22 protein-coding genes are annotated in these 20889 nt (G+C 57.4%); 12 read left to right on the top strand and 10 right to left on the bottom strand.

What is annotated here, in order from left to right:
* The first annotated feature begins 1 nt into the window (after position 1).
* The 4 genes from OE750_RS09315 (at position 2) to OE750_RS09300 (ending at position 8186) form a co-directional block, all read left to right on the top strand.
* Positions 2-3184 (top strand): Ig-like domain-containing protein, encoded by a 3183-nt coding sequence (locus OE750_RS09315; RefSeq protein WP_263763833.1) that lies wholly within the window; start codon positions 2-4, stop codon positions 3182-3184.
* A 93-nt stretch (positions 3185-3277) separates the two neighbouring features.
* Positions 3278-4579 carry a TolC family protein gene (locus tag OE750_RS09310; protein ID WP_263763831.1) on the top strand — a complete coding sequence of 434 codons (1302 nt, stop codon included), beginning with the start codon at positions 3278-3280 and terminating at the stop codon, positions 4577-4579.
* Between the two features lie 236 nt (positions 4580-4815).
* Positions 4816-7002 (top strand): ATP-binding cassette domain-containing protein, encoded by a 2187-nt coding sequence (locus OE750_RS09305; RefSeq protein ID WP_263764044.1) that lies wholly within the window; start codon positions 4816-4818, stop codon positions 7000-7002.
* Positions 6999-8186: an HlyD family efflux transporter periplasmic adaptor subunit gene (locus OE750_RS09300; RefSeq protein ID WP_263763829.1), complete on the top strand. Its 1188-nt coding sequence runs from the start codon at positions 6999-7001 to the stop codon at positions 8184-8186. Before OE750_RS09305 ends, OE750_RS09300 begins: the two co-directional genes overlap by 4 nt.
* Positions 8187-8195: 9 nt before the next feature.
* Here OE750_RS09300 and OE750_RS09295 read toward each other — a convergent pair whose 3' ends face one another.
* Positions 8196-8951: a lysophospholipid acyltransferase family protein gene (locus tag OE750_RS09295; protein ID WP_263763827.1), complete on the bottom strand. Its 756-nt coding sequence runs from the start codon at positions 8949-8951 to the stop codon at positions 8196-8198.
* Positions 8952-9147: 196 nt separating this feature from the next.
* Between OE750_RS09295 and OE750_RS09290 the strand changes: the two genes are divergently transcribed.
* The gene (locus OE750_RS09290) at positions 9148-9945 is read left to right on the top strand and encodes a hypothetical protein (protein ID WP_263763825.1); all 798 of its coding nucleotides are present in this window, start codon (positions 9148-9150) and stop codon (positions 9943-9945) included.
* Between the two features lie 244 nt (positions 9946-10189).
* Positions 10190-11536 carry an MATE family efflux transporter gene (locus tag OE750_RS09285; protein ID WP_263763823.1) on the top strand — a complete coding sequence of 449 codons (1347 nt, stop codon included), beginning with the start codon at positions 10190-10192 and terminating at the stop codon, positions 11534-11536.
* 10 nt (positions 11537-11546) lie between these two features.
* Here OE750_RS09285 and OE750_RS09280 read toward each other — a convergent pair whose 3' ends face one another.
* Together OE750_RS09280 and OE750_RS09275 are read right to left on the bottom strand one after the other, a co-directional pair.
* On the bottom strand, positions 11547-11948 hold the full coding sequence (locus OE750_RS09280; RefSeq protein WP_263763821.1) for a hypothetical protein: 402 nt from the start codon (positions 11946-11948) through the stop codon (positions 11547-11549).
* Between the two features lie 16 nt (positions 11949-11964).
* A complete protein-coding gene (locus OE750_RS09275) occupies positions 11965-13167 on the bottom strand; it encodes a pyridoxal phosphate-dependent aminotransferase (protein WP_263764043.1) in 1203 nt (400 codons plus the stop codon).
* Between the two features lie 87 nt (positions 13168-13254).
* Here OE750_RS09275 and OE750_RS09270 point away from each other — a divergent pair, with 87 nt between their 5' ends.
* The 3 genes from OE750_RS09270 (at position 13255) to OE750_RS09260 (ending at position 14523) form a co-directional block, all read left to right on the top strand.
* Complete coding sequence (locus OE750_RS09270; RefSeq protein WP_263763819.1) at positions 13255-13644, top strand: helix-turn-helix domain-containing protein; 390 nt, start codon at positions 13255-13257, stop codon at positions 13642-13644.
* Between the two features lies 1 nt (position 13645).
* Entirely contained in the window at positions 13646-13909 is a 264-nt protein-coding gene (locus tag OE750_RS09265; RefSeq protein WP_263763817.1) for a succinate dehydrogenase assembly factor 2, read from the top strand.
* Positions 13910-14025: 116 nt separating this feature from the next.
* The gene (locus OE750_RS09260) at positions 14026-14523 is read left to right on the top strand and encodes a MarR family winged helix-turn-helix transcriptional regulator (RefSeq protein WP_263763815.1); all 498 of its coding nucleotides are present in this window, start codon (positions 14026-14028) and stop codon (positions 14521-14523) included.
* A gap of 9 nt (positions 14524-14532) precedes the next feature.
* On the opposite strand, the gene OE750_RS09255 is transcribed toward OE750_RS09260, so the two are convergent.
* The 5 genes from OE750_RS09255 to OE750_RS09235 all read right to left on the bottom strand — a co-directional run bounded on the left by OE750_RS09255 (position 14533) and on the right by OE750_RS09235 (position 18105).
* Positions 14533-15285 carry a DUF1194 domain-containing protein gene (locus OE750_RS09255; RefSeq protein ID WP_263763813.1) on the bottom strand — a complete coding sequence of 251 codons (753 nt, stop codon included), beginning with the start codon at positions 15283-15285 and terminating at the stop codon, positions 14533-14535.
* Positions 15285-15713: a VOC family protein gene (locus tag OE750_RS09250; RefSeq protein WP_263763811.1), complete on the bottom strand. Its 429-nt coding sequence runs from the start codon at positions 15711-15713 to the stop codon at positions 15285-15287. Before OE750_RS09250 ends, OE750_RS09255 begins: the two co-directional genes overlap by 1 nt.
* A gap of 67 nt (positions 15714-15780) precedes the next feature.
* Positions 15781-16764 (bottom strand): hypothetical protein, encoded by a 984-nt coding sequence (locus OE750_RS09245; RefSeq protein WP_263763809.1) that lies wholly within the window; start codon positions 16762-16764, stop codon positions 15781-15783.
* 405 nt (positions 16765-17169) lie between these two features.
* Entirely contained in the window at positions 17170-17565 is a 396-nt protein-coding gene (locus tag OE750_RS09240; protein ID WP_263763807.1) for a hypothetical protein, read from the bottom strand.
* A 171-nt stretch (positions 17566-17736) separates the two neighbouring features.
* The gene (locus tag OE750_RS09235) at positions 17737-18105 is read right to left on the bottom strand and encodes a hypothetical protein (protein ID WP_263763805.1); all 369 of its coding nucleotides are present in this window, start codon (positions 18103-18105) and stop codon (positions 17737-17739) included.
* A 192-nt stretch (positions 18106-18297) separates the two neighbouring features.
* Here OE750_RS09235 and thyX point away from each other — a divergent pair, with 192 nt between their 5' ends.
* Together thyX and OE750_RS09225 are read left to right on the top strand one after the other, a co-directional pair.
* Positions 18298-19206: an FAD-dependent thymidylate synthase gene (thyX, locus tag OE750_RS09230; protein ID WP_263763803.1), complete on the top strand. Its 909-nt coding sequence runs from the start codon at positions 18298-18300 to the stop codon at positions 19204-19206.
* A gap of 95 nt (positions 19207-19301) precedes the next feature.
* The gene (locus OE750_RS09225) at positions 19302-19589 is read left to right on the top strand and encodes a hypothetical protein (protein ID WP_263763801.1); all 288 of its coding nucleotides are present in this window, start codon (positions 19302-19304) and stop codon (positions 19587-19589) included.
* A 74-nt stretch (positions 19590-19663) separates the two neighbouring features.
* On the opposite strand, the gene OE750_RS09220 is transcribed toward OE750_RS09225, so the two are convergent.
* A complete protein-coding gene (locus OE750_RS09220; RefSeq protein WP_263763800.1) occupies positions 19664-19870 on the bottom strand; it encodes a cold-shock protein in 207 nt (68 codons plus the stop codon).
* 184 nt (positions 19871-20054) lie between these two features.
* Between OE750_RS09220 and OE750_RS09215 the strand changes: the two genes are divergently transcribed.
* Positions 20055-20369, top strand: coding sequence for an ArsC/Spx/MgsR family protein (locus OE750_RS09215; RefSeq protein WP_263763798.1), 315 nt, complete (start codon positions 20055-20057; stop codon positions 20367-20369).
* Here OE750_RS09215 and OE750_RS09210 read toward each other — a convergent pair.
* Positions 20348-20863: a DoxX family protein gene (locus tag OE750_RS09210; RefSeq protein WP_263764042.1), complete on the bottom strand. Its 516-nt coding sequence runs from the start codon at positions 20861-20863 to the stop codon at positions 20348-20350. The genes OE750_RS09215 and OE750_RS09210 overlap by 22 nt on opposite strands.
* Positions 20864-20889 lie beyond the last annotated feature (26 nt).

The following is a 20889-nucleotide window of genomic DNA, read 5'->3' as shown; positions in this document are numbered from 1 at the left end:
CATGAAACCAATTAGTTTCGTTGCCCGTGGTGGCGCGGGTTCGGTCGATCGTGGAAGCGTATCAGCGGACCAAAATCTTACAGTAATTCAAACAAGTGCGGGCGGGGAATACTCCTTCAACCTGCGGCAGAGCGATATTGTCGGTTACAAGCGCTCGGGGCCAAATCTTGAGATCGCACTGGCCGATGGGCGTGTGATCCTTTTGGAAAATTTCTTTGACGGATCGGGCGCGCCAGTGGCGAAGCTCTATGTATCAGCGGACACATATATCAGTGAAGTGACGCTGGTCGACGGTGCGAACGGTGAGCTTTACGGTCAGTATGGTGTGGCCGAGACCTGGGGCAAATACGGCGCAGGCGACGATCTTATCTTTGTGGACGGCACGGAAGTGGCGCATGCGGGTATGGGTCAGGACGACGAAGTTTCGATGCTTGGTGCGGGGCTGCTCAGCGGCCTTGGCGGCGGGCTTGGCACGGCTGCGGCTGTTGCAGGTGGTGCCGGTGTTATTGCCGGTGTCGGCGGTGGCGGCGGGGGCGGCGGCACGCCGGCTTATGTTGCGCCAACGGTTGATGACGGCACAGTTGTTATCGGTGGTGACGATGTCACCGAAGCTGAAGAGACTGTTGTGGTGACAGGCACGGCACAGCCCGGTTCTGATGTCGAGGTTACAATCGGCGACAATGTCGTGACGGTGCAGCCCGATGAGAACGGCGACTGGGAAGCAACTTTTGAAGGTGAAGATTTCCCCGATGATGGTGAATATACCGTTGATGTTGTTGTAACGGAAGAAGATGGCACGGTCACCGAGTTGACCGGACCGGGCGTGACGATTGATCTGACCGGCCCCGAGATTGTTGTGAACGAAGGTGTCAAATCAACTGACGACCTGTTCAATGCCGAGGGCCACTCAGACCCTGACGGTATCGTGTTGAGCGGATCGGGTGAAGCGGGTGCAAGCCTGACCGTGACGATTGACGGTGTGGTCAAGGAAACCGTGGTTGGCGAAGATGGCAGCTGGTCTGTCAGCTATACTTCAGGTGAGGTTAAGGCCGGCGAATACGAGAGCGATGTGACCATCGTTTCGACCGACAGCTACGGCAACTCGACGACAGTGGTTGAGACGATTGTTGTTGATACAGTTGGCGAAGTTGCATTCACAGGCTCGAACGCAGGTTCGGACGGGGTGATCAACTTCAGCGAACACGGTGACGGCGTGACCCTGACGGGAACAAGCCAGCCAGGGTCGACTCTTGTTACGGTGAGCCTTGACGGCATTGTGCACGAAGCCACGGTTGCGGCAGATGGCAGCTGGAGCGTGACATATAGCGCAAGCGAAGTGAAAACCGGTGATTACACCGGCCAGGTGATTGTGAATGCAGTTGATGCGGCGGGCAACGCCTCAAGCACAGCCGGCACTGTCGAATTTGACACGCTGGTTGAAAACTACACAATCAACACCACCACAGGCGGTAGCGATGGTATTGTGAGTGCCACTGAAGCCACAAGCGGTGTGAACTTTGGCGGCACTGTTGAAGCCGGCTCGACTGTTATGGTCAACTTTGCGGGCATTGACCGTGAGGCGACTGTGGTGAACGGCCAGTGGAGCGTGAGCTTCAGCGAGAGCGAATTGCCGCAATCAAACGGTGACAGCTTCACCATGACGGCGACAGCGACTGACCTGGCGATGAACACCTCGGAGCTGACACAGGATGTTGTGATCGACAATATGGCGGGCTCGCTCACTCTGAGCAGCGCACCGATTGAGGGCAACAACATTGTGAACGCCGATGAAGCAAGTGACGGTGTGACCGTGCGCGGCACATCTGATCCGGGCAACATGATTGAAGTGAAGCTCGGTGATGCGACCATGACTGTCAAAACCGATGCCGCGGGCAACTGGAAGGCTGATTTTGCATCAAGCCAGTTGGAAGACGGGCAGTATGATGCGCCGATCATTGCGACGACAACGGATGCGGCAGGCAACGTCCGTGAAGTGACCGGAACTGTCGAGTTTGATACGGTTGTACGCGATCTGGCCATCTCAGGAGTGTCGGTCACGGATGACAATATCATCAACAGCTTCGAGCGTGACGATGGTGTTGGATTCAGCGGCACAACAGAAGCGGGTTCCACTTCGGTTATCGTTTCGATCGGCGGGCAATCTGTGCCGGCAACCGTTGATGCGGCTGGTAACTGGAGCGTTGTTATGCCGACGAGCTCTTTGCCTGAAGGCGAAAGCAGTTTCGATCTGCGCGTTGATGTCATCGACAAGAACGGCAACACGAACTTTGTGACACGTGAAGTGCAGTATGACACGCTGGTTAACAAGCTCGACGGTGGTGCAGAACTTGAAGGCAGCAATGCTGTTTATAACGCAAGCGAAGTGAGCGACGGGATCGTCCTGTCCGGTCAGGTTGAAGCGGGTTCGGAAGTTGCCGTTGAATTCGGCGGCGTAACCTATGACGCGACAGTGGTTGGTGGAAACTGGACACTCGAGCTTCCTGCCGAGGCCTTTGATGCCGAGCGCTATGATGCGGAAATCATTGTGAACGCCAAGGACGAGGCGGGCAACGTGGACAGCATCAAGCAGACGATTTCGATTGATGCGGAACTGCCTAACGCGCCTGAAATTTTCGCGGAAACCAACGTAGACGATGGTTATGGAGCGGTTTGGGTCCGTGACAGCGACGACACGCAAGCTGTGTTCGAGGTTGAGGCCAGCGGCAATGTTAACCAGATCGCTGATGATGGGGATGCAATGCTGGCAGGCGGGAACAACATCTTTGCCTTTGACAGCACGGTTCCCGACGGATCACACCTTGTTGTTACGGCAACGGATGATGCGGGCAACGTTTCGGGCACCTTTATGGCGCTTGATGATCCTGCGGGCTCCAATATCGATATGTCGAGTGTGAACCCGAACCTCGCGGGCCTTGAGATCGAGGCGATTGATCTGACCTTTGCGGAAGATACCAATCTGACGCTCTCGCTTGACCAGATCGAGGCCTTTGCCGAGAACTCCAACACTCTGGCGATTGATGGCGGCGATGACGACACTGTCACCATCACCGGTGCGACGAAGACAACAGGGACTGTCACAGAGAATGGCCAGACCTACGATGTCTACACTATCGGTGAGGATGCCACTGTATTGATCGACGACGATGTTAACGTAGTTATTTAAGACGAAAGGGAGGGGCGCGCGCGTATAGATGTGCAGGCATTGCGCGCCCCGACCACCCAAAACAATAACGCCTAATAAAAAACGGGGCGATCTATGGGGCAGAACCTTTTGGGCCTGAGGGCCAGCAGTGCTTTGATTCTTATTACCTTGATGAGCGGTTGCATGTCGGGTGGCGGTGAAGTGAGCCGCTTCAAATCCGGCTTGTTAGAACCGAATATCGCCGAGAAGCGCGAGGCCGAAGCGGCCAATTCAATTGTTATTTCCTCGCTGCAAGCGCGGCAAAGCATTTTGCCATCGGGCAGCGCGTTTGATCGTGTGGCCACGCCTGTTCTGGCGGCCAACTCGCGCGCCGCCGAAAGCGAACTGCGTTCGGCACGTTTGCGCGCCGAGGCGCAATCCAAGAACTGGCTACCCACTTTGGGGCCGAGCATTTCTCTCACCTCGCTGAGTGATGCGGTGGCAAGTATCGTTCTGGATGCGGTGCTATACTCGGGCGGCAGGAAGAAGGCAGAGCGCGAATTTGCCAAAGCCGATGTTGAAGTCGCCGCTGTGAACCTAGCGATTGATACCAATGAGCGGGTGCACACGGCTTTGATGTTGTATTTGCGCGGGCAGGAAGCGCGTGAAACCGCGACGATGCTCAGCGGTGCTTTGAAAGACATGCAGCATTTCGAGTGGATCATGACCGAGCGTGTCAAAGGTGGCGTTTCGGATATGTCTGATCTTAGCGTAATCCGTTTGAAGCTGGCCAAGATGCAGGCCGATTTCAGTGCCGAGAGCGAAACGGCGAAAGCGGCTGTGGCCGAGCTTAACGCGATGTCTGTCAAGAAACTGGGCGATGTCGAGGGCGTGAGCGCGCTGACGGTAAGCCGTGATGCGGCGCAGCCTTTGGAGGTGTTGCTTTCGGAGGCCGAGAAGGGCCGCGCGGTTGCCAATGCAAAGATTGACCGCGCAGGTTATTTGCCAACGGTCACGGCCTCGGTTGACAGCAGCGGTGGTGGGGTCACGGGCTCTGTTGCACCTACAAACGCTATCGGAATCGGGATGGGTGCAAACCTTGAGGCGATCAAGGCGACAGAAGAGGCGGCCGGCCGCCAGGTTGCGCAATCACAGGAAGAGGCAAACCGCCGGTTGGCCAAGCAAGAGGCCGAAACGGCCGCGCTAAGCCGACAGCTTGCAGAAGCAGCGGCGCTGACGGCAGGGGCCAAGAGCAACCTCGATATGTTTCAAAACCAGTATGACGCGGGCCAGCGGCAGGTGATGGATGTTGTCGGGGTGTATGAGACTTACGCCGCGCAGGCAGAAGCCGAGATCGGCTTGAAGTACGATCTGGCACGCGCGCGGCTTGATATGGCCAAGGAGCTTGGACTTCTGGCAGACGGGGGCGACATTTGACCCAGAAGAAGCCGCTCTCGCTGACAATTCAGGCTGGCGGTAAGGCCAAGCTCAAGCCTTCGGCCAATACGGGTGCGCAGCCTGTTTCGGCAGTGACGGTAAAGCCGCGGATCGAGCGGCGGGTTGTGGACGAAGAGGCGCGTGCCGCCCGTGTGGCGGCTGAACGCGCCGCCGAGCGCGGGCTGAAGCCAGTGGCGGCTGCGAAGCCTGTTCTGGGCCAGATCAAACCTGTTAAAATGCAAGTGCAGGCGGGCAATGCGGTGCCCGAAACACCTGCTGCCAAGATTGAGGCTGTTGCGCCTGCGCCCAAAGGGGCACGCACGAAAACCCGCGCGGAGCTTACCTCAACCTATGCCGGTATATTGGGTGTGCAGACCACCTCACGTGATATTCTGGATGTGATTGCGCTGCGCGAAGGCGAGGCGGATGATGTGCAGCCTGCCGTTCTGGCCAAGGCGCTGGAAGCGCAGGGCTTGCATGCGTCTGTCGAGACGGTGACACATTCGATCAACGCGAGCTGGCCTGCGCTTGCGCTTATGACAAGCGGACAGTTCCTCTTGGTGATGGGCGAAGAAGACGGCGCGCTTGTGATTTACGACAAGACCTGTCCGGACAACCGCGCGCTTGTGCCGCTTGGCGAGTTTGAACCCTATTTCACGGGGATGATTGTGAAGGCCGAGGCCCAGCTGAAGCAGATCAGCCGCGCGCATACGCCCAAGACAAGCGAGCCGCATTGGTTTTGGGGGCATTTCGGGCAGTTCAAAAAGCAGTTTGGCGAAGTGGCGCTCGGTTCGTTTGTGGCCAACTTGCTGGCCGTGGCTGTCGCTTTGTTCAGCTTGCAGGTCTATGACCGCGTGATCCCGCATCAGAGCGTCGCAACCCTTTGGGTGCTGGCAGTGGGTGCGGGTCTTGCTATTCTGATGGAGGCGCTTTTGAAGATGGCGCGCGCACGTCTGATGGACGGGGCGGGGCGGCAGATCGAGCTTGGCGTGCAGAAAATTCTGATGGACCGCGTGCTGGGGATGCGCAGCGAGCGGGCAGGACAGGAGCCGAGCCAGCTTTTCTCATCTATGCGCGAGTTCGGCTCTGTGCGCGAGTTTTTCACGGCGTCTACCGTGGGCGCTTTGGCGGATATTCCGTTTATTTTTGTCTTTCTCCTGCTGGTCTCTTCGATCGCAGGTAACGTCGTCTGGGTGCTCGTCCTTGGCGGTATTCTTATGGTTCTGCCCGGGTTTTTCCTCCAGAAAAAGATGATCCGCCTGACCAAAGAAACGCAAGGGGCGAGCGCCAAGGCAAGCCGGATGTTGCACGAGACCATCTTCGAGCTTGATACGGTGAAAACGCAGCGCTCCGAGGACCGTATCCGCCGTCTTTGGGACGAGCTGACGGCATTGTCGGCGCTCAAATCAAGCCAGCAGCGCCAGTTGGCCTCAACCCTTACGTTCTGGTCGCAGGGCGTGCAGCAGGCGACATATGTTTGCTCGGTGATCATGGGGACCTACCTTGTGTTTGCGGGGGAGTTTACCGTGGGGTCGATTATTGCTGTGGGCCTTTTGACGGGCCGCACGCTTGGCCCGCTGACGCAACTTTCCGGCACGATGGCCCGTTGGGGCAATGTGAAGGCAGCGCTTGACGGGCTTGACGCGATTGCCCATGCGCCACAGGACCGCGCCGAGGACCGCAGCTATTTGCGCCGTGACAGCCTGAAAGGCGACTATGAAATTCACGAGATGCGCTTTCAGTATGATGAAGGCGGCAAGCCGCAGCTTGATGTGGCTGGCTTGCAACTTAAGGCTGGCGAGGCTGTGGCTGTGCTTGGCTCAAACGGGTCGGGCAAATCCACGCTGCTGAAGGTGCTTGCGGGGCTTTATGCGCCCACGCAGGGGCGTGTGCTTCTTGACGGTATGGAAATGGGCCAGATTGATCCGCGCGATATGCGCCGGATGATCGGCTACCTCGGGCAGGAGGTAAAGCTTTTTGCGGGAACGCTGCGCGACAACCTCAACCTCAATATGCTGGAGCGCGATGATGCGCGCTTGCTTGAAGCGCTCGATTTCGCGGGGCTTGGGCAATATGTGAAGGGTCACCCCAAGGGGCTCGACCTGGATATTCGGGATGGTGGCGCGGGGCTGTCTATAGGTCAGCGTCAATCTATTGGCTGGGCGCGGCTTTGGCTGCAAAACCCGCCGATTTGCCTGCTGGACGAGCCGACTGCAGCGCTTGACCAGACGCTCGAAAAGGTGCTGGTGGACCGCTTGCAGACATGGCTCAAAGGGCGGACTGCTGTTATCGCAACGCATCGTGTGCCGATCTTGCAGCTGACAACACGCACGGTGATTTTGCAAAACGGACGCATGGCCGTTGACGGGCCACGCGATCAGGTGCTGGCGCATCTGAGCAAGGGTGCAGGGGGCGCGGCATGAGTGCGGATGCAACAAACCTGTCAAGCCAGCTTGGGGCAAAACTGCGCGGACCGAGCCTGACCATCTGGCTTTGTGCGGCGACTGTTCTTCTCTTTATTGTTTGGGCGGCCTTTGCCTGGGTTGACGAGATTGTGCGCGCGGACGGCGAGATGATTTCGTCGTCACGTCCTCAGATTATCCAGAACCTTGAAGGCGGCATTCTGGCCGAGCTTCTGGTGAAAGAAGGCCAGGTTGTGAACGAAGGCGATGTGCTGGCACAACTGCGCGGCACGCAGTTCCAATCCTCGGTGGATGACTTGCAGGACCAGATTATCGCGCTTGATATTCGCCGCCGCCGTATTGAAGCCGAAATGGAAGGGCGCGTCGAATTTGGTGTGCCGGAAGCGCTTCAACTGCGCAGCCCCGAGATTGTTGCGTCCGAGCGCGCATTGCTTGTGGCGCGCCAGACCGAGTTTAACACCGCCAAGACGGGGGCAAAGCAGGTTCTTGAGCAGGCGGCGCAGGAAAAGCGCTTGATGGAAGACTTGCTCACCAAGAAGATTGTTGCGCTGATCGAGGTCACGAAAACACGCAAGGCATATGCAGATGCGAAGATCAGATATGACGATATTGTCACCAAAACCGAGCTTGAGCGCGCGCAGGATTACTCGGACACATTGAAAGAGATTGCCACGCTGAAACAGGGGCTGAAGGCGGGCCAGGACCAGTTGAACCGCACCACACTGCGCTCGCCTTTGCGCGGGATTGTGAACGGGCTGGCAGTGACAACCATTGGCGGCGTTGTGCGCCCCGGTGAGGAAATTTTGCAGATCATTCCGCTGGATGAAGAGCTGTTTGTCGAGGCGCGTGTGAAGCCCAAGAACATCGCCAACATCCGCCGCGGGCAGGAAGCGACTGTAAAATTGTCGGCTTATGATTATACGATTTATGGCTCGCTCAAGGGCGAGGTGGATGTGATCTCGGCGGATACTTTCAAAGACGAAAATGCCCGCGACCCCGAGGCTTCGGCGCATTACAAGGTGACTGTGAAGGTCGATATGAGCCAGCTGAGCGAACGGCAGAACCGTATCGAGATCCGCCCCGGTATGCAGGCCAATGTGGAACTGCATACGGGTGCCAAGACGGTGCTGACCTATCTGCTCAAGCCGCTTTACAAGTCGCGCGAGGCGTTCCGCGAGCCTTAGGCGCTGCCTTTAGGCTCCTGCGTCGAACACCTCTGCCATTGTCGCGTGAAGGCGGGCGAGGTCTTCTTCCACCGAGACAGACAAATTACACTCAAAGGGTGGCAGAACCTTAAGCGTTACGGTTCCGCTTGAAGGGGCGAATTTGCCGTGCGGCAGGAGTGTGTCGGAATTCAGGATAACGATGGGGCGGATGCTGCGGCCTGTTTCGCGGGCCACGACAACGGCGCCTGCCTTGAAGCTGCCGAGGGAGGCACTTTTGACGCGTGTGCCTTCGGGGAAGAGCACAACGGAGCGGCGGGCAGGCATGGTTTGCACAGCCTGTGTGAGCGTTTCCATAGCGATCTTGCCACTTGAACGGTCAATCTCGACCAGCCCTGCACCTTTGAAACCCGTGCTGAGCAGGGCCGCATCGCAGAGCTCTTTCTTGGCGGCGAAGGTAAACCATTTCGCGTCCGGCACAGCGTCCATCAGCGTGAAGCCGTCAAGGTGGCTGCGGTGGTTGATGACGATGAGGCTGTTTTCATCTTCGGCAAGGGCTTGCTTGTCGGCGGACGATATTTCAACGCGGATGCTGAGCAGCCAGAGGAGCCGTGAGCAGGCCCGTTTGACGGCGCGCCAATACCAGCCACGAAAGCCTTTGCGGCGCGCGCAGAGGAGCGGCACAAAGCCGATATAGAGGAAGTAGAACGGGCCTGTGAGGCAGAGCAGGGCGCGTTTGAGCAGCCTGATCGGGCGCGGATCAATCGGCGTAAGAGCTTTGGACATGAAGGCCTGTCATTGGTTGGGTTGCGTAGCGTCAACGCTACGCCGCCTCTAAAGCGCATACGGGGAGCGAACTCAACCTGTATGGTTCTGCGAGGCCAGCCGTTCTTTACAGAATAGCATTATTGACCTAGGGTAAGCTTCTCGTGCTCTACCATCGAGGCTGCTGCAAGGCTGTTTTGTGAAAGAGAGGGCCATCATGAAAAAACTGGGTGCATTGCTGCTTTGTCTGACAGTGGGCGGCTGTGATCTGGACGGTCTCCGATCACTCACATCTGCGCCTGCGGCGCGCTTCCAGATTGTTCAGCAAATGACAGCAGACCCGGGCACCGATGTCTTTTGTGGAGTTGACGCCACGGGGCTTGGGGACGGGCAATACAACGGGCTGGCGGAGGATGTGCTGATCGTCGGGCATCGGGTGAGCGGGGCCAACAACCGATGCCGCGAGGATGTTTTGCGGCGGATGAACGGATATGCTGGCTTTGATCTGAGCGCTCTAGGAGGGCCTCCTGACGGGGCACGGCGCGAGATCACCAGTGCCCTTCTGGCCTATCGCATCAGCCCTGCGCCAGATGCGGACGGCGGGGTCCTTGGATGCCGCAGGAGCACAACGGGTGTCGGGATGCTCGACAATGTGTTTTGGGTGATTGGCACCCCGTTTTTCCCGCAAAGAACACCTGATCTTTCCAATCCGCCAGCCACGACGATGCTTTCGGGATTGCAGATCGAGGGGCGTGAGGTACGGCTGAACGAGTGGTTTCTGGCGGCCAATCCGGCTGTTGAGTTTGTCGGCAAATCGCGGGGCGCGGCGACTATGCAGCTTGATGCACGGGCGGTGACGGCCCTGCAAGCGATGGTGGATGACAGCAGCTTGGGTTTGCGCCGTTTCGGGTTGTATTTTGTCGGGACGAATAGTGGGACATTGAGCAGCAATCAGGTGTGCACCGATCATGTCGAGAATATTCGGCTCACCGTCTTTTATCGCGACAGGCCTTAGCTCAAAGGCCATAGCACACTGGGGTTAAGGCCCTGTGGCGGCGGCGTTTTCGGGCGTTAACCTTTTTGGAAACGTCGGAAACAGGGGGGTGATATACGTGCACAAGGCGTGCACACCCCGTGCACCGGCTGAATCGGTTTTTGTTAACGGAAATTTACTTAACGCAGCGTGCGCAGCGCGTTTGGGCACGACCCCGAGATCAGAAGGCTTGCCCCGCCTTGCGCCTCGGCGTAAGGCTGTTTTCATGCAGGGAACGACGCGCGATCATATCAAGGCTTATCTGGTGCTTGGCTTGCCCTTGGTGGGCAGCCATGTGGCGCAGATGATGATTACACTCATCGATACTGTCATGCTGGGCTGGTATAGCGTTGACGCTTTGGCGGCACAGGTTTTGGCCGGGACCATTTTCTTTGTCTTTTTCATTTTTGGCTCGGGCTTTGCCTGGGCGGTGATGCCCAAGGTCGCCTCGGCAGAAGGCGCGGGCGATGAGCGTCAGGCCAGACGCGTGACGCGGATGGGGCTTTGGGCCTCGATCATGTTCGGCGTTCTGGTCATGCCTATCTTTATCTTTGCGGAGCCTGTGCTTCTGGCTTTGGGGCAAGAGCCCGGGTTGGCGGCTTTGGGCGCGGACTATCTGATGATTGCGGGCTGGGGGATTTTCCCCGCGCTCATGGTGATGACGCTGAAGAGCTTCTTGGCCGCATTGGAGAAAACGCAGGCTGTGCTCTGGATCACTATAGCGGCTGTTTTTGCCAATGCGTTGGTGAATTACATGCTGATTTTCGGCAACTGGGGCGCGCCTGAACTCGGCATTGAGGGCGCGGCCTGGGCCTCGCTTGTGGTGCAGGTGCTTTCGTTTGTTCTGATCGTGGCTTACGCACAGTGGGCAACGCCCGAGCACCAGCTTTTTGTGCGGTTCTGGCGCGCCGATTGGGAGGCCTTTGGCGAGGTGTTTCGCTTGGGCTGGCCTATCGGGATCACATCATTGGCCGAGGTGGGGCTGTTTGCTGCGAGCTCTGTCATGATGGGCTGGCTCGGCACGCTCCAGCTTGCGGCGCACGGGATTGCGCTTCAGGTGACATCACTGGCGTTTATGGTGCATCTGGGGTTGTCCAACGCGGCCACGGTGCGCGCGGGGCGGGCCTATGGGCGCGGTGACATCGCGGCACTGCGCCACGGCGGATACACTGTCTTCGGGATGTCGATTGTTGTGGCTGTGGTCACTGTGATTGTCTTTCTCACCTTGCCCGAGGTTTTGCTGGGCGCATTCCTTGATCCGACTGACCCTGATACCGCCACGGTTATGCTGATCGGGGTTGGATTGCTGGCCGCGGCGGCGCTGTTCCAGCTTGTGGATGCGGCGCAGGTGATGGCGCTCGGGATTTTGCGCGGCGTGCAGGACACGCGCGTGCCGATGGTGATTGCCGGTGTCGCTTACTGGATCGTCGGCGTGCCTGTGTCTTATCTGCTGGGTATTACATTTGGCCTCGGGGGTGTGGGCATCTGGCTTGGCCTTGCGATCGGGCTGGCTGTGGCGGCTGTGCTGCTGATCTGGCGGTTTTTGCGCTGGCAGCCGAAGGGCATTGCGTAGCGCCAAGAGCCTAGCTGTTTATCAAGCGGTCCGCTTTTTTGCGCACAAGCATGGTGCGCAGGTCGTGCATGGCCAAGAGCAAATCATCTGTCACGGCTTCAAGCTGTTCATCTGTTGCTTTGGATTGCGCCCATTGGGTTGTGATGTTGAGATAGTCCACCGCGCGGTGGATATCATCAATGTCGCGGTAGGCGAGAAGGCGGGTGCGCTCTTCCATCCATTGCTCGATGGCTGCGATATCCTCGCGGGTCAGTTCACGCCCGCCATGAGGCTTGATCTCGCCGTTGCGGATATTGACCACGGCGATCTGGTCCATTTCGATACGGCGCTGCCGGTTTTCGGTATCAACCCGAAACACGAAAGCGCCGTTGTCACGGACGCGGAAATAATATGGCGGGAGTTCGGCGACCATGTGTTACGTTGTTCCTCTAGGTCAGTGACGCACAGAATGCCTGAATACGGGTGCAGGCGTCAACCAGTGCTTCATCGGATGTGGCGTAGCTGATGCGGAAGGCCGGGCTGAGGCCGAAGGCGGCCCCGAAGACCACGGCGACGCCGGTTTCTTCCAATAGTGCGGTGGCGAAGGCTTCATCTGTATCGATAAGAGCGCCTGAGGGGGCGGTCTTGCCGATCAGCCCTGCGATGGAGGGGTAGACATAAAACGCGCCTTCGGGCGTGTGGCAGGTGATGCCTTCACACGCGTTGAGCATTTTGACCACAAGGTTGCGGCGGCGGGTGAAAACGGCGTTGTTTTCGGGGATGAAATCATGTGTGCCGTTCAACGCCTCAAGCGCGGCCCACTGCGATATGGAGCAGGGGTTTGACGTGCTTTGCGACTGGATTTTGCGCATGGCGGCGATGAGCGGCTCGGGGCCTGCTGCATAGCCGATGCGCCAGCCTGTCATGGCATAGGCTTTGGAGACACCATTGCAGGTGAGGGTACGATCAAAGAGCGCGGGCTCGACTTCGGCGGGGGTGCAGAATTTGAAATCATCAAAGGCGAGAAATTCATACATATCATCGGACATGACCCAGACATGGGGGTGACGCAGCAAAACGTCTGTGAGCGCTTTGAGCTCGTCCCATGTATAGCCCGCGCCTGTGGGGTTTGAGGGCGAGTTGAAGATGAACCATTTGGTTTTGGGTGTTATGGCGGCTTCGAGCTCTTCCGGCATGAGCTTGTAGGCGTTCTCGGCTTTGGCGGGGGCGATGACGGGTGTTCCGCCTGCGAGCAGGACCATATCGGGGTAGCTGACCCAATAGGGAGCCGGGATGAGGACTTCGTCGCCCTCATTGAGGGTGGCCATGAGGGCATTGTAGAGGATTTGCTTGCCGCCTGTGCCGACGGAGACCTGCTTGGGCGTATACTCAAGCCCGTTGTCACGCTTGAACTTGTCGCAGACTGCCTGCTTGAGTTCCGGCATCCCGTCAGGCGCTGTGTATTTGGTTTTGCCTGCATTGATCGCTGCGATCGCGGCGGCTTTGATATGGTCGGGCGTGTCAAAATCCGGCTCGCCTGCGGAGAGGCTGATGACGTCCTGCCCCGCAGCCTTCAGCTCGGCTGCTTTTGTGCTGATGGCGATGGTGGGTGACGGTTTGACGCGGGAAAGGGTCTTGGACAGGAAGGACATAAGCATAAACCTAGTTTGCATTGGGTCGCATAAGTCTTAGGTTGCAGAGCAAGGCTGATCAAGAAAGATCGGCGGAATAGGAGAGATATGTCTGAAGAGCAGAGCAAGGATTGGTTTGATCCGGAAACATCCACTTTCGGTGACCGTGTGGCTGGCGCACGTGAGGCGGCAGGTATGGACCAAAAGCAACTGTCCAAGCGTTTGGGTGTGAAGCTTGTCACGCTTCAGAACTGGGAAAACGATATGGCCGAGCCGCGCGCCAACAAGCTGAGCATGTTGGCGGGAATGTTGAATGTTTCGATGATGTGGCTTCTGGAGGGCACAGGCGAGGGGGTTGACCCCGAGCAGGTTATCTCCCGCGAGGAAAAGGACATGAACGAGATTTTGGCTGAAATCGTTGATTTGAAGGCGCGCTCCTTGCGCACGGCCAACAGGCTTGGAGCGCTGGAGAAAAAGCTGCGCACCTGGGTTGATTGAGATGAGTGGCGAGACCCGGGATGTGCGCCTGAAACGGCTCAAAATGCGCTCGATGCGGCGGGGCATCAAAGAGATGGACCTCATTCTGATGCGCTTTTCCGAGGCAAGACTGGCGGATTTGAGCGCGGACAAGCTTGATTTGTACGAAAACCTGCTGGAAGAGAACGACCATGATTTATACCAGTGGGTCAGCGGGCAAATACCAGCTCCACAAGGGTTTTCCGGCCTGATTGACGAAATTGCACAGCATGTTGATGCGCGTTAGGGCGCTGTGAAAACCATCTATGTGTCTTGCATTTTAGCAATTCTACCCTGTGTTTAACCGATTTTTCGGCATTTTGGTTCAGTTTCCTCCTCGAGCAGTTTCGACGGAGACAAAGAATGAGCTTTCAAATGCAAGTAGGAAACGGAGCTGAGGCCAGCTTCATGTCGGGGTATCTGGAGGCGCTCGCACTTGTCGAGCGTCTGCACAGGCTTCTTCTGGATGTGATCAAGGACGAGTTCGAGCGCGTGGGCGTTCTGGAAATCAATGCGGTGCAGGCGCTGTTGCTTTTCAACATTGGCGACAACGAGGTGACCGCAGGGGAACTTAAGACACGCGGATACTATCAGGGCTCCAATGTGAGCTACAACCTCAAGAAGCTGGTGGAGATGGGGTATATGCACCATCAGCGCTGCGAGATTGACCGCCGCTCTGTGCGGGTGAAGCTGACGCCTGAGGGCCGCAAGATTCATTCGGTCGTGGCGGATCTGTTTGCACGACATGCCGATGGGCTGGTGAAGCGACAGGTGCTGAGCCATGCCGGGCTGGAGGATATTACCAGTGCCTTGAAACGGATGGAGCGCTACTGGGGCGACCAGATACGCTATATTTACTGATACACCGTTTTACCGAGGCAGAGGCAGACGGGCAGGGCGCATCGGCAGTGGTGCGTCCGTTTCGTTTGCGGGGGCGATGCCGACGAGCCCCGGCGCGACCTCACGCTCGAGCTTGCGGGCCATGGCGCGCTCGAAATCGCGAAAGCCTTGCGCCACTTCAAGAAAAGCGCCCGCGCCGTGCAACACTTCGGTTTGATAAAAGGAGATGAGATCGGTTTCACCCTCATGATCGGCACCGTTGATGACGAGGCCGTTGACGGTGACTCCCGCGAAATTGAAGGCATTATAGGCACGCTGCGGGCCGAAGCCTTCGTTGTTGATGCCATCGCCCGAGATATCGACGGTTCTGGCGTCACAGGGTGGGGCGCGCTCCAGAAGGGTGGCGGCATGGCCGAGGGCGTAGCCCATGGCTGTTGGAAATTCGGTCTGGCTGCGCTCGAAACGGACGATGCTTTCAGCCACGGCGCGCAGGTGGGCGCGGGAGCGTATCAGAACCCAATCCTGCACGCTGACCTGTTTGTAGCGGCCCGACCACTCGAAGATATTGAGTGCGACAGGGCGGGGCGAGGCCAGAAAGGCGCGGACCACATCGGGGGCGATGAGGGCCGAGGCCAGCCCACCCTTTTGCAGGGCGTATTCTCCCTTATCGACGGAGGAGGAGACATCTATCGCCAGCACGAGAGCGAGGCGGCAGCCTTCGTTTTGGGCCTGCGCCACGAGGGGTGCGAGGCAAAATGCGAGGGCTGCCAGCGTGCGGTGCATTACCAGTGACCGGTGTTTTCCATACTGGCCCAAGGCTCGGCGGGGGCCAGAGGCTCGCCAACTTGCAGGAACTCGATGCTCACATTGTCGGGTGAGCGCACAAAGGCCATGCGGCCATCCCGCGGGGGGCGATTGATGAGCACTCCGTTTTCCATGAGGTGCTGGCACATGTCATAGATGTTCTCGACCTCATAGGCGAGATGGCCGAAATGGCGGCTGTCGGAGGGCAGGCCCTCGTCGCCATCCCAGTTGTGTGTGAGTTCTACGGGGCATTCGTGCTGTCCCGGAGGGGCCATGAAAATGAGCGAGAAGCGGCCTTCCTCGCTGTCCATCTGGCGGGTTTTCTCGAGACCGATCAGCTCGAAAAACCGTATTGATGCATCGAGGTCTTTTACGCGGACCATTGTGTGAAGGTATTTGACTTGCATCCGAAGCTCCTTTTTCGGAGCAGTGTAACGCAGACTGCCACAGCCTCAAGGGGGGCTGTGAGAAAGCTCAGAAGCTGGATGAAAAACCGATCGCTATGGAGGCGCCATCTGTCTCGTAGCGGCTGATATTGGAACTGGTTTTGTTGAGTTGCAGCGAGACTGTCGGCACAAATCCTGCTTTTTCAAAATCGGCAAGGCGCAGGTCCAATGTGCCGAAAAGCGCGGTGTCCTGCCGCCCTCCGGGTGCTTCGAGAAAGCCGATAAAGAAGCGTGGATAGTCTGCATATTTGGCACCGAGCGTGACGCTGACTTCGGCGGGACCGACTTTTTGGCCTAAACCGTAGGTGAGATAAGCGGTGGCGGACGACTGGCTGACATTGCCGCGCTCACTGTCTGTCTGGCCCAGAATGAGGCCAGACTGGAGGGTATCACCCGACGCTAACTTGCGGTGGTAGTCACCGCGCAACTCGATTTGGCTGGCTCTGTTGAGGAAGGCGGTATTGTAGCGAATATGGCGGTAGCTTGCGCCAAGGGTGAGGCTGTCGGCATCGCCGGGGCGGAAAGTGTGGGAGAAGGAGAGCCTTGCGTAATCATTTTGCGCTGAGCGGCCGGAAAAGTTGCGGCCGAGTTCAAGCCCGTAGCGGTTGAAACTGCCGTTTTTACCTATGTGTATTTGTGAAAGGCCAAGCTCGTATGTGGCGCTTGAGAGCTCATCATTGGAAACTCCTGTCGCTTTGGCGGCACTCGAAAGCATGACTTCACGGTGATAGATACGCCCGTTGAGCTGAAGGCGGGATTTTTCGCTTTGGGCAAGACGATAGCTGAACCTGACGTTGGCCCGCGCGACGACTCCCGACAGCGGCCTTGAAGACGCGCTCAAAATGCCGACAGCGGGCAGGCCATCTATGATGAGGTAGGGGTCATCTGTGCCGGAGTTTACATTATCGGAAGGGGCGATGGAGAAATTGCCCGAAAAGGAGACAGGTTTGAGGCCCTTTATCTGGCGAAAGTCGCTGATGGTCTGGTTGCGCAAGCGCTCGTTGGGGGGCATGTGCCAGTGAGCGCCTGAGCCAGTATTGCGAGGCGGTGTATTTTTTGTCCCTCAAGGCGAGTTGGGCGGCGGTTTGGCTGGCGAAGAAGCTGTCGTCGGCTGCTTTTGCGTGCCTGAAAGCCTTTCTTGCGGAGGTGCGCGCGCCTTTTACATCGCCCAGCGATGCTTTTGAGACGGCAACGATGTAGTGCGCCTCTCCGTCTTGCGCGTTTGCAAGCAGGAGTCCTTGACCCAACTTCAGAGCGAGTTCGTATTGCCCGCTTTGAAGCGCAGCCTTGGCTGTTGCCCGTGCCTCTTGAAGGGTAAGCGTTGAGCTTTTCTCGTCTGAGGCGCGTGCCAGAGAAGCGCATGTGAGCAAAATGAGAAACTTGGCAAGCAGGGCTTTTTTGAGAAGCCTCTTAGTCATCAAGGGTTAACATTGGCACAAAGCGGATCAATCGCATCGGGCGTTCCGCATTGATCGAGCACAAAGACGCCTATTTCGAGCTCGTTGTCGAAGCCAAGCGTATCGTTGTCAAACTCTTCGAGGCTTACAACACCTGCAACGCTTTCTGCGTTTGGTCCGCCGAATATCCCGCCATAGTCGCCGATATTGTTGTTCAAGATTCCATCATATTCGACCTGACCAAGGAATGTGCCGTCTGCTGCAATATCTGTCGCAACCAAAACGATCGAGGGCAGGGCTTGTCCTGTGTCGACGATGGAGCGGTCATAAACCGAACCGTTGATGGCGTTGTTGTTCTCGCCGAATGTAACATTCAGAAAAATATTACCTTCGGTTCTTGCGGCCTGTCCCGGCATGAGCTCGACAGGCGTGCCCGGGGTTACGGGAATAAGATCACCGCCGACCTGAAGGTTTGTCAGGCCCGCATATGTGCCTGCATAGCTGACTTGACCTGACGTTGGAGGCGTAAAGTTGCCATCGCGCTCGTAATACCCGCCATAAAAGAAGCGGTTGAATTGACCACCCGTTTACACCGCACCCGCACGAACGCTGCCGCTGTTGCCGGATTGCTGAACCAAGGCGATGGAATGCCGATCCAGCTCATCGTCCTGAGTGGTGTAGGCATGGTATCCTGCGGTATCAAGCGCCGCGTTGCGATCATAGGTGGCTGTTGCCTGGCCAGACGTGAGGGTAATGCCTGTGACAGTGAGTGTGTTGTCAGCTGCATTGTAGTTGATGCCATCAAGATCTTTTGTAAGGCTTGCCGGAATTCCGGATTCGCCACCTGTGCTGCCATCACCTGTATCTGTATCGGTGTTGTCAAACGGGTTGGTTCCGTCGCCGCTGCAAGCCGTAAGCATGCCGATAACGGCCAGAGCCGGGATAAAACGTTTCATGATGACTTGCCCTCGCACACGTATTTTTCTGTGAGATTCGTTCTTCGGGGCTTTTTTGTCAATCAATGCAAAGGGTCTTGAGGCGATGAAACGGTGTCCGTTGCATTTTAGCGCGGTTTCTAGTGTTTCATTGTCGGGCATTCGCAAGATATAGTGTGCAGCGACTCATAGACACATAAGAAGGATGCCAAGATGTCTCTGACACCCGAACAGCAGGCCGAAATCGAGACATTGCGCAGCACCTCCGCGCCTACGCTGCGCGCGGTGAGCGAGGGCATGGAGGCGCATCTTTACAAGGCATACCCTGTGCTTGACCATGGCTTCATCCGCGTGATCGACTATATGGGCGATGACGCTGCGATCTGTCAGGCCGCGCGGGTGAGTTACGGCAAGGGCACGAAGAGTGTGCAGAACGACGAAGGGTTGATCCGTTACCTCATGCGGCATTGGCACAGCACGCCGTTCGAAATGTGCGAAATCAAGCTGCATGTGAAGCTGCCCGTGTTTGTGGCGCGGCAGTGGATCCGCCACCGCACAGCAAATGTGAATGAATACTCTGCGCGCTATTCCATTCTGGACCGTGAGTTTTACATCCCCCAGCCCGAGCAGCTTGCGGCGCAATCGGTCGTTAACAATCAGGGCCGCGGCGAGCCGCTTTCGGCAGAAGCCTCGGCGCGGGTGCTCGAGATTTTGAAAGGTGATGCGGCGCGCTGCTATGACCATTATGAAGAGATGATCGGCAAGGAAGGCGAGCCTGACAACCTTGCGCGCGAGCTTGCGCGGATGAACCTGCCCGCGAATATCTATACGCAGTGGTACTGGAAGGTTGATCTGCACAACCTGCTGCATTTCCTGCGCCTTCGCGCTGACGCCCATGCGCAATACGAGATCAGGGTGTATGCCGATGCGATTTGCAAGGTTGTGGCCGATTGGGTGCCGGCGGCTTACAGCGCGTTTGAGGATTACCGCATGGGTGGGGCCAACCTGAGCGGCAAGGCGCTGGATGTGATCAAGCGGATGCTCAAGGGCGAAGACGTGAGCCAGGAGTCTTCCGGCATGAGCAAGGGCGAGTGGCGCGAATTTCAGGCTCTGTTGGACTGAGAACGCCTTGGGAGACGCTGTTTTCGTTTGACCTTTTGGCCCTGTTTGGTAGCCTGAAGGCAAGAACATACAACATTTTGGGTGAGGGATTTTTTATGAAAACCAAAGTTATTCTTGGAGCTGCCTTTGTTGCGCTGATGGGCGCGCCTGCGATGGCGGGTGATGTTATGCCGACCTATGCTTACGGCGGCGCGAACAACTGCCCGAACGGCCTTTCGCCGATTGTTATGGGCGGGGTGATCTGCTGTGGCACGCCGAACCAGAATGTGAGCTATTCATCAATGATGGCGCATCCTGTGGCTAAGAAGCGCGTCCAGAAAAAACGCGCTGTGCGCTACGTTCCGAGCCACACATGCGTTGAAGGCGAAAAAGGCTGCAGCTAAGCTTTTTGACACATTGAAAACGGCGCGGAAGGGTGAACCTCCGCGCCGTTTTTCCTTTCACTTCAACAGCTTGATTAGGCCAGCTTGATGTTGGTCGCCATTTGGCGGCCATCGCGGCCATCTTCCAGATCAAACGTGACTTTCTGATCATCGGCAAGGCCTGTGAGCCCCGAACGCTCGACAGCCGAGATGTGCACGAAGACATCTTTGCCGCCATCGTCAGGCGCGATAAAGCCGAAGCCTTTTGTTGTGTTGAACCATTTCACGGTGCCATTTGGCATGCCGCTTCTCCTTCTTCCCTTTGGTGAGGCCTTTTTCAGGCAGGCCTCATATACCTGTCGTCACTCACGATCTCGTGGCTCCGTCAGGGTGACTGGGCGGAAGTCAGAAATAGAAAGTCACTGGGTGAAAGCTTACACAATTTTTGTAAAAATCAAATGAATTTAGGGAATCAGGAGAACTGTGATGCAAATATACGGGCTGAAAAATTGCGATACCTGCCGCAAGGCGCTGAAGGCCTTGGCCGGAGCAGAGCTGATAGATGTGCGCGAAGCGGGCCTGCCAGAGGGGCTTCTGGCGCGGGCCGAGGCGGAGTTTGGCGGGGCGATTTTGAACACAAGATCAACGACCTGGCGAGGAATGAGCGAGGCCGAGAGAGCCGGTGCGCCGCTTGATCTGATCGCCGCACACCCTGCCTTGATGAAGCGGCCGTTGATTGAAGCGGATGGCAAGCTTTATCTTGGATGGGGTAAGGACACTCAGGCGGCACTTGGGCTTTGAGCGGGTTTTAGAACGCGATCAAGCGAGAGCCAGCCGCCGCCCTTGAGCACCAGAGTGGCCAGCAAGAACACCCAAAGCGCACGCTGATCGAGGATGAGGCTGTCGGAGGCGCGGTCAAACCATGCGCCAAGCGTGCCTTCGTGATCTATGCCACCGTGACCGTAGAGATCGGTGAGAGATTGGACAATCACAAAGCCGATCATGCCGAGCGCGGCGAGGCGGGTGAAGAGGCCGACAACGATGAGCGCGGGGAGAGCGAACTCCGCGATGGTGCCGCCTGTGACGACAGCCCAGTGAAAGACGGTGAGCTGGGAGATATCGTACGTCACGGCCTCCATGGCTTTGGGGAAGATCTGCGCGTAAGCGCCGGCCGATGGGTTGAGGAAGCCGAAAAGACCCTCGCCAAGCTTTGTGAGGCCAGAGGCGATGAAGTAGTGTAACAGCACCGCAGAGAATGTGAGGCGCGCGAGCAGCGGAAGCACTCCGGGCGCCATGTCCGAGGCTGTTGATGAAATGTAAT

This window comes from Lentibacter sp. XHP0401, assembly GCF_025751535.1.
GTDB lineage: Bacteria > Pseudomonadota > Alphaproteobacteria > Rhodobacterales > Rhodobacteraceae > Lentibacter.
The sequence above is the reverse complement of the archived record's forward strand: the minus strand, read 5'-3'. Positions and strand labels throughout refer to the sequence as shown.